The sequence below is a fragment of the Candidatus Methylospira mobilis genome (assembly GCF_009498235.1).
Lineage (GTDB): Bacteria > Pseudomonadota > Gammaproteobacteria > Methylococcales > Methylococcaceae > Methylospira > Methylospira mobilis.
The window spans coordinates 1,900,814-1,914,037 of record NZ_CP044205.1 but is presented as its reverse complement, the minus strand read 5'-3'; the positions used below and the strand labels follow the sequence as shown (position 1 = coordinate 1,914,037).

The window sequence follows — 13,224 nt, the reverse complement described above, 5'->3', positions numbered from 1 at the left end:
GTCTCCAGCATTAAATCCAAAGTTTCACGGAGCGCTTCTGTCCGTAAATGAAGTTGACCATCATGCGGGTACAGGTCACCGCGGTAAACAGCGAGGTAATGATGCCGATAGTAAGCGTTACCGCAAAACCCTTGACCGGACCGGAACCGATGCCGAACAGCATGATCGCGGCCAGCAGGTTGGTGATATGCGAGTCGAAAATCGTGGCGAACGCCCGGTCGAAACCGGCATAAATCGCCGCCTGCGGCGAATTGCCGTTACGCAACTCCTCCTTGATACGTTCATAAATCAATACGTTGGCATCTACCGCCATACCGACGGTCAAGGTGAACCCGGCAATGCCCGGCAAGGTCAGCGTGGCCTGCAGCATGGACAGAATCGCCATGATGATGGACATGTTCAGCAGCAGCGTGATGTTGGCGACCACGCCGAACACCTTGTAGTAATACAGCACCACAACGGCTACCAGAATAAAGCCGATGATGAACGAACGAACCCCCTGCTCGATATTTTCCTTGCCGAGGCTCGGCCCCACGGTACGCTCTTCGACGATATCGACCGGGGCTGCAAGCGCGCCGGCGCGCAACAGCAGCGAAAGATTGCGCGCTTCGTCCGGACTATCCAGCCCGCTGATCTGAAAACGCTTGCTGAAGCGGTCGCGTATGGTCGCGACATTGATGACTTCCTCCACCTTGCGCCTGGAGGTAACTTTCTGGCCGTTGACGATACGCGTTTCGCTTTTATTTTCGATATAGACCACCGCCATCGCCTTGCCGATATTATCCTTGGTGGTATCGGCCATTTTCTTCGCGCCGGCGCTGTTCAAATTGATGAACACGGCTGCCGATCCGCTTTCCGATGCGAGTCCGGACGAGGCATCCACCACCTGATCGCCGGTTACGATTATTTTACGCTGCAACAGGATAGGCCGGCCGGAACGGTCGGTATACATACGCGCGCCCAGCGGCGCCTTGGCGTCGGCAGAAGTGGGTACCGCATGTTCGCTGTCGACCAGACGAAACTCCAGCGTCGCGGTCGCACCCAGAATTTCCTTGGCCCGCGCGGTATCCTGTACGCCGGGAAGCTGCACGACGATGCGGTCTTCACCCTGCTGCTGAATTACCGGCTCGGCCACCCCCAGCTCGTTCACGCGGTTACGCAGCGTGGTGATGTTTTGAGCTACGGCGAATTTCCGCACCTCGCGCAACTCCGCCGGTGAAATTTTCGCTTTCAATACGTTATCGGCCGCCTGCTCTTCCAGTTCCAGCCCGCGCAACTCCTTCTTGAATAAATCCCTGGCCTGGGCCATGGTCTGAGCGTCCTGAAACTTGATCAGGATATTGGCCTTGTCGCGCTCGACTGACACATAATGCAGCTTATGCTCGCGCAACAAGGTGCGCGTATCTTCCGCGTAACGCTCCTCGGCCTGCGTCACGGCCGCTTCCATATCGACCTGCAGCATGAAATGCACGCCGCCGCGCAGATCCAGTCCCAGATACATTGGCTGCGCTTTTATCGCGCGCAGCCATGCCGGCGTGGCGGGCGCCAGATTGAGCGCCACCGTGTAATTGCCGCCCATTTCGGATTTGATCAACTCCTCGGCTTTAAGCTGGACGTCGGTGTCGGAAAACCGGATCAGGACGCGCTTATCCGTCAGCTCTATCTTTTTGGCTTTCAGCGCCGCGCCTTCCAGCAGTTTTTCGATCTGCGTCACAGTGCCTGCATCCAGTTTGGACGCTCGAATGGGAGACAATTGTATGGAAGGATCTTCACCAAAGAAATTTGGCAAGGCATAGATGATGGAGAGAGCCAGAACGCCAAGTATCAGCACGTTCTTCCACAATGGAAAACGGTTCAGCATATTCGGTTACCTGAATAACGACGGGTAGGATGGCTGCATAGTTTGGTAGCTATACCCATGAGAAAAATCGACTAAAGATCAGTGCTTCCCTTGCACCTTCAGGGACGTATCAACAGTCCTGCCATTAAGCAATGCGGCTTTGCGGCGGCTACACAGCTTGCAACGCTTGAAATACGCCCCCAGGCGGGTGACAACTATTTATTATCGGCTTTCTTTCTTGTTTTGTAGGTACCCTTGGGCATCAGACTTGCTATGGCATGACGCTGAACATGAATCACCACGCCATCGTTCACCTCAAGCTGTACAAAATTATCGTCGATTTCGACGATACGACCGATAATTCCGCCAGTAGTAACGACTTCAGTGCCCTTGGCCAGACTCTCGATCAGTTTTTTGTGTTCACGTCCGCGCTTGTGCTGCGGCCATACGAACAGCACAAAAAATACTGCGAGAATAGCAAAAGGAAGCAGACCTTCGATCAGGCCTGGGTTTTGTGCGCCCGCTACTTCGGCGTACGCATCGCTGATAAGAAAACTCATGTTCTTAACTCGTTATGTTAGGGTATGACTATATATTATGACATAACTGAAAAATTTTTGCGTTTCTGATGGAACATATCAACAAAACCGGCCAGGGCGCCGCTTTCAATGGCAGCCCGCAAACCCGACATCAACGATTGATAATAGTACAGGTTATGTATGGTGTTCAGTTGCGCGCCGAGCATTTCGCGGCATTTATCGAGGTGCCGGAGATAAGCGCGGCTGTAATGCCGGCAGGTATAGCAGCCGCAGCCTTCTTCAACCGGGCGCGTATCGTTCTGGTATTGACTGTTGCGCAAGCGCACGACGCCTTCATTGGTAAACAGGTGCGCGTTTCTGGCATTCCGGGTCGGCATGACGCAGTCGAACATATCGATTCCCAACGTCACCGCCTCGACGATATCCTCCGGCGTGCCGACTCCCATCAGATAGCGCGGCTTGTCATGCGGCAACAGCGGCGGAATACTTTCCAGAATATGCCTACGCTCCTCTTTCGGCTCTCCTACCGAAAGCCCGCCCAGGGCATAGCCATCGAACCCGATGGCACATAATCCATCCAGCGATTCCTTGCGCAAATCGACATACACCCCGCCCTGCACGATACCGAATAATGCAGATGGGTTGTCGTAACCGTGTGCCTGACGGCTGCGCTGCGCCCAGCGCAACGAAAGGCGCATGGATTCCGCCGCCTGTTCGCAGGAGACCGGATAAGGCGTGCATTCATCGAAAATCATCACGATATCCGAGCCAAGCACCCGCTGCACCTGCATGGACTCCTCCGGCCCCATGAACACACGCCCGCCATCGACCGGCGAGCGAAAAACAACGCCCTCCTCGGTGATTTTACGCATGGCTCCCAGACTGAACACCTGAAAACCGCCCGAGTCGGTCAATATCGGCTTTTGCCAGTTCATGAAACCGTGCAAGCCGCCATGAGCGCCGATAACGTCCACGCCCGGACGCATCATCAAATGAAAGGTATTGCCCAGTATGATTTCAGCGCCAAGCTCCTGCAAGCTTTCCGGTGTCATGCCTTTGACCGTGCCATAGGTACCCACCGGCATGAAGGCCGGCGTCTCTATGGTGCCGCGCGGAAAGTTCAGACGGCCGCGCCGGGCCAAACCGTCTGTTGCTGAAACCGAAAACCGCATCAGGGTCGATGGATAGAACCATCTTCAGCGGGCGGGCGCTGAAAGTAAGCTGCCAGCCATTCCACCATGTCAGGCAGCTCCTCACACGCCGCGAGCGCAGCTTCCCTGGCATTTTCGCTTTCGCTCAATATCTGCTCACCCTCCTCGGTTCCGAGAAGCAACAAGGGCGCCAGCGCTTCCGCTTCCTCGGCAAACACAGTATCCCAGAGATCAGGAGCCAATTGCGTGCCTATCAAAAAACCGTCGCACCAGCCGCCTGCATCATAGTACTCACTTAAATCGGAGTGCAGAATCACATCCAGCATCGGCGCATAATCCTGCTCATCGATTTGCGCGCGTATCGAATCGGCATAGCGCTCGATCAGAGCCGTAATGCGCGCCTGTTCCTCCTCGTTATCGAATGGCGGTCTGGCGTTGCCGCTATCGACATCCCATATCCAGGGCAGACACTTTTCCAACTCCAGCTCGAACGGCAACAATTTAACAGCTGCCAGAAAACCGTCCAGCATACTGAAATACATGCAGCTCTCAGGTAAAGCCTCGGAGGAAAAGAAGTCCTCGAGTTCCGCAAGATCAGCATCGGTAAACTCTGATTGATTATTCATACAGAAACCTCAGGGTTAGAGAACGATTACACGAGGAAATGAAGAAGCCGGCTCACACGGATAAGTTTCCGAGTATACTCCGCTGCCGCCACTCCGGTCACTACCTACCACGAATTGGCTGTTTTTTGATTCCATCACCCGGTCGCTTCAAAACAAAAAGCCCGCGATGCGGGCTTTTGCAGCTCAGAGTGAGTTTCCAATATTTGGTGCCGATGGTCGGATTTGAACCGACACGACTTGCGTCACCACCCCCTCAAGATGGCGTGTCTACCAATTTCACCACATCGGCATTCAGTAAACTTTTAGATGACGTGCATTCAACATTACATAGCTTAATGTTTGGGCGGCGCAACAGGAGCAGGCGTCGGCAAATCGCTGGTTGACTGCTGTTTGGCGGAATTCGGCGCTTGCGTGGCAGGCGGCAAATCCGTTTGAGGCGCTGTTACTTTATCCATCAGATCATCTTTAGCATTATCATGCTTATCACCCAAATAAGCAAGCAACAAACTGGAACTAAAAAGCACTGCGGCAAATATACCCGTCATTCTGGACAAAAAGGAAGCCGAGCCCCTCGCGCCGAAAACGGAGTTGGAAGCCCCCCCGCCAAAACCGGCTCCGGCGTCAGCTCCCCGCCCTTGCTGTAAAAGAACGAGACCGACGATGGACAGTGCAATAACGACATGCACGACAATTAAAGCTTGATACATAGTTTACACCTTGACTGCATTACAAATTTCAAGAAACGATTGTTTATTCAGCGCGGCCACCCCTATCAACCCGCCATCGATATCAGGCATTGCAAAAAGCTCGGGAGCACTCTTCGGTTTTACGCTGCCGCCATATAGTATCCGCAAACTTTCGGCTATCCGGGGACTGTGAGAGGCGATCTGGCTCCTGATAAAGGCGTGCACTTCCTGCGCCTGTTCAGCGCTGGCAGTTTGACCTGAGCCAATTGCCCAGACAGGCTCATAGCCGACTACGGCCCTGGTAAAGGAATCTATCCCTGCGATCGAAATCACCGTATCCAACTGTTCGGCTATAGCCTGAAAAGTACGTCCCTGCTCACGCTGTTCCAGGGTTTCGCCTACGCAGAGTATCGGCGCAATGCCATACTCTATTGCTTTCAGATAACGAGCGGCAACCGATAAATTATTTTCGCCGTAAAGGTAACGCCGTTCCGCATGACCAACCAGAACGAGGCGGCAACCGAACTCGCTTAACATCGCCGCCGAAATTTCACCTGTGTATGGACCGTCTTTATGATCCGACAGGTTCTGAGCACCCAGCAACACGCACGTTCCCTGCACTATCTCCGCGCAATCGGGAATATACACGTAGGGAGCACAGACGCCGACTTCACACGACGGAGGCTCGGAAACGGCATCCACTATTTCACGCAGCAATACACGGGCACTTGCGCGACTGACGTACATTTTCCAATTCGCAACCACCATGCTACGGCGCATTCAAGTACCCTGATACAGAAAAACAGGTAAGTATAAGCCAGCAGGCATGAATAATCAAGCCCCATATATCCTTACAGAGCTGCGCGCGATCTCGGGAGCATAGGCCCAACAACAATTGGAAGCGGCAAGCCCCGCAGGAGACAAGCTCACCGCGCGGCCCCGCCTACCCTTCCTAAAATCTGCAACTAAACAGTTATGCGCGAAACCGCCAGCCGCTTTGCGCTACTGCCTGGAGCCCGGCAGGTATTTTATGCGCGACAACAACTTGCGCAGGATATCGGCAATAAAACGCAGCAACGCCTGCATGCCTTGCACAGCCCGATAAAAAATATCGGCAGCGGCATCGGCTGTAGGCACACCTGCGTACTTTTTAGCCCATATGGAAGCGCCCGCAACTCCCAAAATCAGACCAAGCAGCAGCGACAAACTCCAAAAGGAAGCATCTTCCCTTCCGCGCTGTTGCTGCGGCGCAGCAGCAGATACCGGGGCATTTGCACCGCCATCACCCGTTGCAACGGAACCCGCGCCGTAATCGTCGGCAATCACCGGATCGGTCAGGCCGGGAATACTGGGAAACGGCGCACCCCCCTTGCCGACGATCAACTGGGCTTTCATACCCTTCTCCATGTGCTGCGCCATATCGCAGTGCACCAGATAGGTTTTGTCTTCGGCGGGGAGTATCAATGTCCCGCTCACGCTGCCCGGCCCCGTCACTTCAAGATGAAACATGCCCTTATCGTACAGATACTTGGGCAACCCATGCATCATCCACTGGTGACGGATGTGATCATCGTTAATAAATGTAACCGTCAACCGCGTACAAGGCTTGAACCGCCATTCATGCATATCGAACGAATACATCGTCCCCGGATACTCTTTCGAATATTTGTGCCCGCCATGCACGGTGATCTTCGCATCTTCGGAAATGCGATCGCATCCGCCGGGCAGCTTATCCTTGTTCTGCCCCATTACCATGGCGCCTTGAGCATCCATCAAATGACCATCGCCATGATCCATCATGTCGTTATGCTCGACATAGTCAGGCTCAGCCGCCCACGCAGGAAGATGCGAAAATAATAATATTGTCAGCGCAAATAACAGCCTAGCCATTGGGAAACCTCATTTCTTCTGTGCTTGACGGGCGGATATCCGCTCTGCAAAATCCAGCAATTTCCGCCATTTAGTCACTGCAAACCAGGCGATTACGCCCATGATCAGGCCTTCGATCAACGAAGCAAACGAGAAACCGCCGGCTTCGCCGCCGGTATCGGCATTGGCGTCCGCATTCACTTTGACGGCGCCGCTCTGTACCGCAGAGGATTTCGCTGATGCGGCAACCCCCGCCTGGTTCAGACTACCCCAGGGATCGGCCCAGTTTTGCCATACCGGCAGCTTGCGCTCCCAGAACTGCTTGGTGAAATACGGACTCAGATCCATGCCGTGCGTCTTCGGCGTACCTTTATCGTCAATAAAATCCTTATAGACCACCAGACTGATGCTGCCGCCCTCGCCTTGCCCATCGGTAGTGAACGCTCTTTCCGTGTGATCGTGAAACATCCAGATGCCCGGTCCGAAATTATGCAGGCCGTCGTTTGTCGTATTCAGCTCCAGATCCAGCCGTTGCGCAGGCGCCATGGAATAAACGTCACGGGTAACCCGGGCAGCCGGATTCTGCTCGACGCCGTCGTAATGGGTTTCAGTCGCCTTATGACCGTGAATATGCAGCGCAAGCGGATCCGTATGCCCGTTCAGTATACGCAGCTTTATTTTCTGATCCGGCTCGGCGACTATCAACGACTCGCGCAAGGTGTAAGGGAAAGACCTGCCGTTCAGCAGATAGTAGTCGTCCGTCGCGTCGGTAATGTCGTAGTCATTATTCATCGCCCTGGCAATCAGACGCGGATCGTTGGCGGATTGTATGATCCTGTGCAGTTCCTTATCGACCGACTGATAATGCAAGTCATATTCCTGGTTATATTTTTCCTTCACCGCCACCGATGGATGACGCACCTGTCCGGCGCCGACATTAAAAGTCTGCACCCAGTTGTTCGGCCTGTTTTCCTCAACGACAAACAGGCCGGCCAACCCCATCGGAATATGCGTATGCGGCTGTACGTGACAGTGATAATACATGGTGCCGGCTTGCCGCGGCTTGATCACATAGGTTTTGCTTTCCCCCGGCATAATATCCATCTGACTGGTCTGACCCACGCCGTCGTTGCCTTCCCCCGAATGATCCATGAACGGGTGATCCACGCCATGCAGATGGATGGAATGAGGAAAATAATGGGTGTTTTCGACCACGAGCCAGACCACGTCGCCCTGCTCGACGCGGATAACCGGCGCAGGCATGCGCAGCAGAGGGTTCGCCTCGGCGCTGGCAAAACTTTTGGTCGACATATCGCGGGTTTTCGGGGTAAACACCCAAAAACCCGGCTGTATTCCGGGAGCAATATCGAAGGTAGGCACCACGCCGGCGAAATCGGGCGAGTGACCATTAACCTCCATGATTTCCAGCTTGATGATGTACTGGTCGGGATCGCCGTCGCCGTCCATGTCATTGCTGATGGTAAGCGCGTCGGCAGCCAGATTGGTATCCATCAATGTCTGCATGGAAACGTTGTTGGTGCCCTTGGTGAAAACGGCTATTTCGGCTGGATTATCAGGGTTGCAAACTCTGGACTCCTGAATATCAACCCCCTCCACAACCTGCGCGTCGCGCCATTCGGGAGGAACGCCGCTGTTGCAAAAAGGTTCTGGGGTATCCATCTCAACCTTGACCGAAGCCGGCGGCGTATAAACCGCGTTAACCGCATCGGTCGCCAGCAGGCCAAACACGGCCAGAGTGATGGCTGGAAATTTTTTATGCATGCTACTACCTTCTCGAAGAAGAAGACTATAAGTCGTTACGTTACCGTACAAATCGCGAAGCGAACTCCTCGTCTCCTCTCTCAGGGAGAGACTGAGTGAGGAAAACCGTTTCATGGCAAGCACTTGTGCATGATAGGGGTAAAAGGCTGCGTTTTCACCATGACCGGTTAGACGCCGGCGCATCGACATGCAAACACCGGCGCTTACGATACCAACAGAAACTACTTCTTCTTTAGCAGGCCGTCCACCAATCCCTTGAGCTGCGGACTGGAAAGATAGGCAATATAAGCGATCGCAAGTAATACGGCCAATATGGCAACTATGGTGCTTGTGGAAAGACTGCCCTTAGCCGTACCGACCTTGAATGCGACGTGCGCATCCACGCGCTGTCCCTCGTTAAGCAGGGTCACATGCGCAAGGTATTTGCTTGCTTCGGTAAAATTAATGGTGGTGTTGAAAGTCCCGGTGCTGTGAATCGTCGGAGCCTGGTAGTACATGCGGGTTCCTTCGGGCTCCTTGGTAATCTCCAGTTCCACCGTCATATTACGTAGCGCCTTGCCCTCGTAATCGAATACCAGGGTAGCCGGGCCGGTCTCGGGAATCTCTCCGCAATATTCGGTGGTGCCGGTCAACTGCGGCTGGTAAGCAGTAAAATGCACCAAATGCGGACCTACAAAAATACGGCATTGATCCGTATCCACACTCGCGCCGCCATGCGCCCATACCTGGGCCGACAACAATGTCATTGCAACCAGTAAACTCAATGACATCAAGCCGTTTTTGAAGCCGTTTGAAATTCGCATACTCCCTCCTCATCTTCGCTATTTGATTTTTTATAAATTTCAAGTAGGAGCGTACACATTCCCTGCCGCTCCCTAAACACAAGTATAACTTTATCAGCCTATCACAATTAGCGCCGCTATAAAACGCTTATGCGCTAAATTCAGGCGCTGACCGCCCCTTCGCCACAGAGCCAGGACAAATAAGACAATGAAAGTTTAAAATAATTCATTGCGATCAAGCATTATCCGGCGGAACGGATGGCTTTCCCCAGCATATAGCCCCGGCAAGCGGATCTGCGCGCGACGCCGGCAGACGACAAACCCGGAAGAGCCCTGCGCAAGCATGGCACAATGACCGGATGAGCGTTGAACAAGGCGATACGGAAATCGAAGCGGTCTTCCCGGCCACTGGAGCCTCATACTGAAAAAACGGTGCGGTCGAACGCGTTGCAGGAGAAAAAAATGAACCCGAGAGTTTTGACCGTTTTCGTGCTGACGCTTTTTGCCTCCATGCTCTCCGGCTGCGGCAGGGAACCGGAAAGCCAAGGTCCGCAATACGGGACCAAACCGCCTGTTTCCGGCGCGCCCGTCTATCACTTTGCAATTCACCCCTTGCACAATCCCGCAAAACTCGCGCAGGCGTATCAGCCGCTCATCGATTACCTGAATAGCTGTATACAAGGCGTAAGCTTCGAACTGGAGGCGTCGCGGGACTACGCCAACTTCGAAGCCAAGTACGCCGTACGCAAAACCGAGTTTATCCTCCCCAACCCCTGGCAGACCTTGCAGGCGATCAAACAGGGCTATCATGTTATTGTCATGTCCGGCGATGCGCAGGATTTTAAGGGTATTATTCTGGTACGAAAAGATAGCGGCATCAAACTCCCTGCCGATCTTAAAGGGAAAGCCGTAAGTTACCCTTCGCCCACCGCCCTGGCTGCCTGCGTGATGCCTCAATATTTCCTGTTCCAGCATGGAGTCGATATTAATAAAGACATCGAAAACCGTTATGTCGGCTCTCAATCTTCGGCAATCATGAACGTGTATCTCCGAAACACTGCAGCCGGAGCGACCTGGCCGCCTCCCTGGCGGGCCTTTCAGAAAGAGCACCCGCAGGAAGCCACCGAACTGCAGGTTATATGGGAAACCGAATCGCTGATCAATCTTTCGGTGATGGCGCGCGATGATGTTCCGGCGGATATTCGGGATCAGGTGCGCTCGCTTCTTGTCGGCTTGCATGAAACCGCCGAGGGACACGCCATTCTTGACGGCATGGAAACTTCCCGTTTTTATCCAGCCACGGATAAAGACTATGACGTGGTGAAAGATTATGTCGCGCGTTTTGAACGGGATGTAAAACCGGTCGACCTGAAATGACAGTGCATCGTCATAAGTTCTTTTTCGGTACGCTGCGCGGGCGCCTCATCCTGAGCGTCGCGGCAATACACGCCGTAATGATGTCGCTTTTCATCACCGACCTAACCTTGCGTCAGCGCGTCATGCTGCTGGACCGTCAAGTCGAAGAAGCGGAAGCATTGACGCAATCGCTGTCCACGTCTGCCGCGGGCTGGATTGCAGCCGCCGATGTTTCCGGGATACAGGAGATCGTCGAAACACAGCGGCGCTATCCCGAGCTTATTTTTGCTATGGTTGTCGACAATCAGGGGCTCGTACTTGCTCATACCGATCCCTCGCGCATGGGCAAGTACTTACTCGATTTGCCTCATGAAGTCAGGCAAACCATGCTGTCCAAATCGCCGGCGCTGGTGGATGTAGCGGTTCCCGCGATGCTGGGAAGCCGGCATGTGGGCTGGGCGCGCGTCGGTATAGGACAAAAGGCCTACGGCGAAAAACTGACGGAAATCATCCGGAACGGCGTACTGTACGCAGTGGCGACGATACTCATCGGCTCGACCATCGCCTGGTCCATGGGGCGCCGAATCACCCGGAGGCTCTACGCCGTTCAGGAAACCATCGACGCAGTCCGCACCGGCAACCGTCAGGCTCGCTCACCGATTGCCGGCACGGACGAAGCGGCGGTCATGGCGAAGGAATTCAACGCCATGCTGGATGCGCTCGCGAAACAGGATGAAAAACTGCGCAACAGCGAGGCGAGATACCGCTGCATCGTAGACACCGCTACCGAGGGAATCTGGGTTGTCGGCCCGGACCTCAAGACCGTCTTCGTCAACGCCAGAATAACCGAAATACTTGGCTATGGCGGCGATGAAATCATGGGACGTCCGATGATGGACTTCCTGTTCGACGAAGACAAGGCCGATCATCTGCGAAAAATGCAAAATCGTCAGATGGGCATATCGGAGCATTATGAACGCCGCTTCCGTCATAAAAACGGGGATACTGTGTGGATGCTGACCTCCGCCACACCGATCATCGACGAGGAAAACGGTTTCAACGGCGCATTTTCGATGCTTACCGACATTACCGAGCGCCGGCAGGCGGAAGAGGAGCTACGTCGCTACAAGGACCAACTGGAACAAACCGTGCTGCAGCGCACCGCGGAGCTGCTGCTGGCCCGCGACGCAGCCGAAGCGGCCAGCAAGGCCAAGAGCCTGTTTCTGGCGAATATGAGCCACGAATTGCGTACGCCTTTAAACGCCATCCTCGGCTTCTCGCAAATGATGCGCCGGGACCCGAATGCGAGCGAAACCCAGCGGGAAAACCTCAACATCATCAATCGTAGCGGCGAACATCTGCTGTCCCTGATCAACGATGTGCTGGAAATCGCCAAGATCGAAGCCGGACGCCTGCAACTGGAAGTCGCGCCGTTCGATCTGGGCAGTATGGTGCGAGACGTCACAGAAATGATGCGATTGCGCGCTCAGGAAAAAGGCCTGCAGCTCCTGCTCGACCAGACGTCCGAATTTCCGCGCTATATCAAGAGCGATGAGGCGCGCCTGCGTCAGGTTTTAGTCAATCTGGTCAGCAACGCGATCAAATTCACAGCGCAGGGCGTCATTATCATTCGTCTGGGCGTGAAGAATAACACGCGAAAACATCTGCTGATGGAAGTAGAAGACACCGGCCCCGGCATCAAGCCGGAAGACCAGAAGCGCCTGTTCAAACCCTTCGTGCAACTGGCGGAATCGGGCATGCAAAAAGGTACCGGGCTCGGACTGGCCATATCGCGCCAGTTCGTTGAACTGATGGGCGGCCATATCGGCGTCGAAAGTGCGGTGGGCAAGGGTTCGCTGTTCCGGGTCGAGCTGCCGGTGGAACTGGCCGCTCTTGCCGACATACTAAAAGCGGAGAAGCGCGGCGAAGTCGTGGCACTTGCCCCCGGACAGCCCGCTTATCGTATACTGATTGCAGAAGATCAGCATGAAAATCAGCTGCTGCTCAGCCGGCTGATGACCGCCATCGGCCTTGAGGTGAAAATAGCCGAAAACGGCGCGCAATGCGTGAAACTGTTTCAGGACTGGCATCCCGATCTTATCTGGATGGACCGGCGCATGCCGGTCATGGACGGCATGGAAGCCACTCGCCGCATCCGCCTGCTGGCTGACGGTCAAGCCGTGAAGATAGTTGCAGTAACGGCCTCGGCCTTTCAGGAACAGCGCCAGGAAACGCTCGACGCCGGAATGGACGACTTCGTGCGCAAACCTTACCGTTTCGAAGAAATCTATGGCTGTCTGGCTCGGCAACTGGGCGTCAGATACCTCTATCGCTCCGAACTCCCTGAAGAAGCGGTGCCGGACGTTTTGTTGACAGCCGGGATGCTGGCTGTATTGACCCCGGAGCTGCGCCATGAACTCGGAGTAGCCTTGGAAAGTCTGGACGACAAACGAATATCGGCGGCCATACAGCAGATCGGAAAAGTCGATTTACAATTAAGCCGCACGCTGTCCCGGTTGACGGATTCTTTCGATTATCCAGCCATTCTAGGCGCGCTTGCCGATACCAATCGAAGATTCCCCCAATAGGAACT

Annotated in this window: 11 protein-coding genes and 1 tRNA gene; 2 read left to right on the top strand and 10 right to left on the bottom strand. The window is 54.4% G+C overall.

From position 1 onward, the window contains the following. Positions 1 to 10: 10 nt before the first annotated feature. From secD to F6R98_RS08365, 10 genes are all read right to left on the bottom strand, one after another. Positions 11 to 1,861 (bottom strand): protein translocase subunit SecD, encoded by a 1,851-nt coding sequence (secD, locus tag F6R98_RS08410; RefSeq protein WP_153248633.1) that lies wholly within the window; start codon positions 1,859 to 1,861, stop codon positions 11 to 13. 194 nt (positions 1,862 to 2,055) lie between these two features. After that, complete coding sequence (gene yajC, locus F6R98_RS08405; RefSeq protein WP_153248632.1) at positions 2,056 to 2,400, bottom strand: preprotein translocase subunit YajC; 345 nt, start codon at positions 2,398 to 2,400, stop codon at positions 2,056 to 2,058. A gap of 35 nt (positions 2,401 to 2,435) precedes the next feature. After that, positions 2,436 to 3,551 carry a tRNA guanosine(34) transglycosylase Tgt gene (gene tgt / locus F6R98_RS08400; RefSeq protein WP_153248631.1) on the bottom strand — a complete coding sequence of 372 codons (1,116 nt, stop codon included), beginning with the start codon at positions 3,549 to 3,551 and terminating at the stop codon, positions 2,436 to 2,438. Then, positions 3,551 to 4,156, bottom strand: a complete 606-nt coding sequence (locus F6R98_RS08395; protein WP_153248630.1) for a UPF0149 family protein — start codon at positions 4,154 to 4,156, stop codon at positions 3,551 to 3,553. The genes tgt and F6R98_RS08395 overlap by 1 nt, the downstream gene beginning before the upstream one ends. A gap of 204 nt (positions 4,157 to 4,360) precedes the next feature. Further along, positions 4,361 to 4,445 (bottom strand) — tRNA-Leu (locus F6R98_RS08390). 43 nt (positions 4,446 to 4,488) lie between these two features. Continuing rightward, a complete protein-coding gene (secG, locus tag F6R98_RS08385; protein WP_153248629.1) occupies positions 4,489 to 4,863 on the bottom strand; it encodes a preprotein translocase subunit SecG in 375 nt (124 codons plus the stop codon). A gap of 3 nt (positions 4,864 to 4,866) precedes the next feature. Further along, positions 4,867 to 5,622 (bottom strand): triose-phosphate isomerase, encoded by a 756-nt coding sequence (tpiA, locus tag F6R98_RS08380; RefSeq protein WP_153248628.1) that lies wholly within the window; start codon positions 5,620 to 5,622, stop codon positions 4,867 to 4,869. 222 nt (positions 5,623 to 5,844) lie between these two features. Further along, positions 5,845 to 6,732, bottom strand: a complete 888-nt coding sequence (locus F6R98_RS08375; RefSeq protein ID WP_153248627.1) for a cupredoxin domain-containing protein — start codon at positions 6,730 to 6,732, stop codon at positions 5,845 to 5,847. 9 nt (positions 6,733 to 6,741) lie between these two features. Beyond that, entirely contained in the window at positions 6,742 to 8,493 is a 1,752-nt protein-coding gene (locus tag F6R98_RS08370; RefSeq protein WP_153248626.1) for a multicopper oxidase domain-containing protein, read from the bottom strand. 221 nt (positions 8,494 to 8,714) lie between these two features. Next, positions 8,715 to 9,296 (bottom strand): hypothetical protein, encoded by a 582-nt coding sequence (locus tag F6R98_RS08365; RefSeq protein WP_153248625.1) that lies wholly within the window; start codon positions 9,294 to 9,296, stop codon positions 8,715 to 8,717. A gap of 441 nt (positions 9,297 to 9,737) precedes the next feature. Here F6R98_RS08365 and F6R98_RS08360 point away from each other — a divergent pair, with 441 nt between their 5' ends. Next, complete coding sequence (locus F6R98_RS08360) at positions 9,738 to 10,652, top strand: phosphate/phosphite/phosphonate ABC transporter substrate-binding protein (RefSeq protein WP_153248624.1); 915 nt, start codon at positions 9,738 to 9,740, stop codon at positions 10,650 to 10,652. Further along, a complete protein-coding gene (locus F6R98_RS08355; RefSeq protein WP_153248623.1) occupies positions 10,649 to 13,219 on the top strand; it encodes an ATP-binding protein in 2,571 nt (856 codons plus the stop codon). Before F6R98_RS08360 ends, F6R98_RS08355 begins: the two co-directional genes overlap by 4 nt. The last annotated feature ends 5 nt before the right edge of the window (positions 13,220 to 13,224 follow it).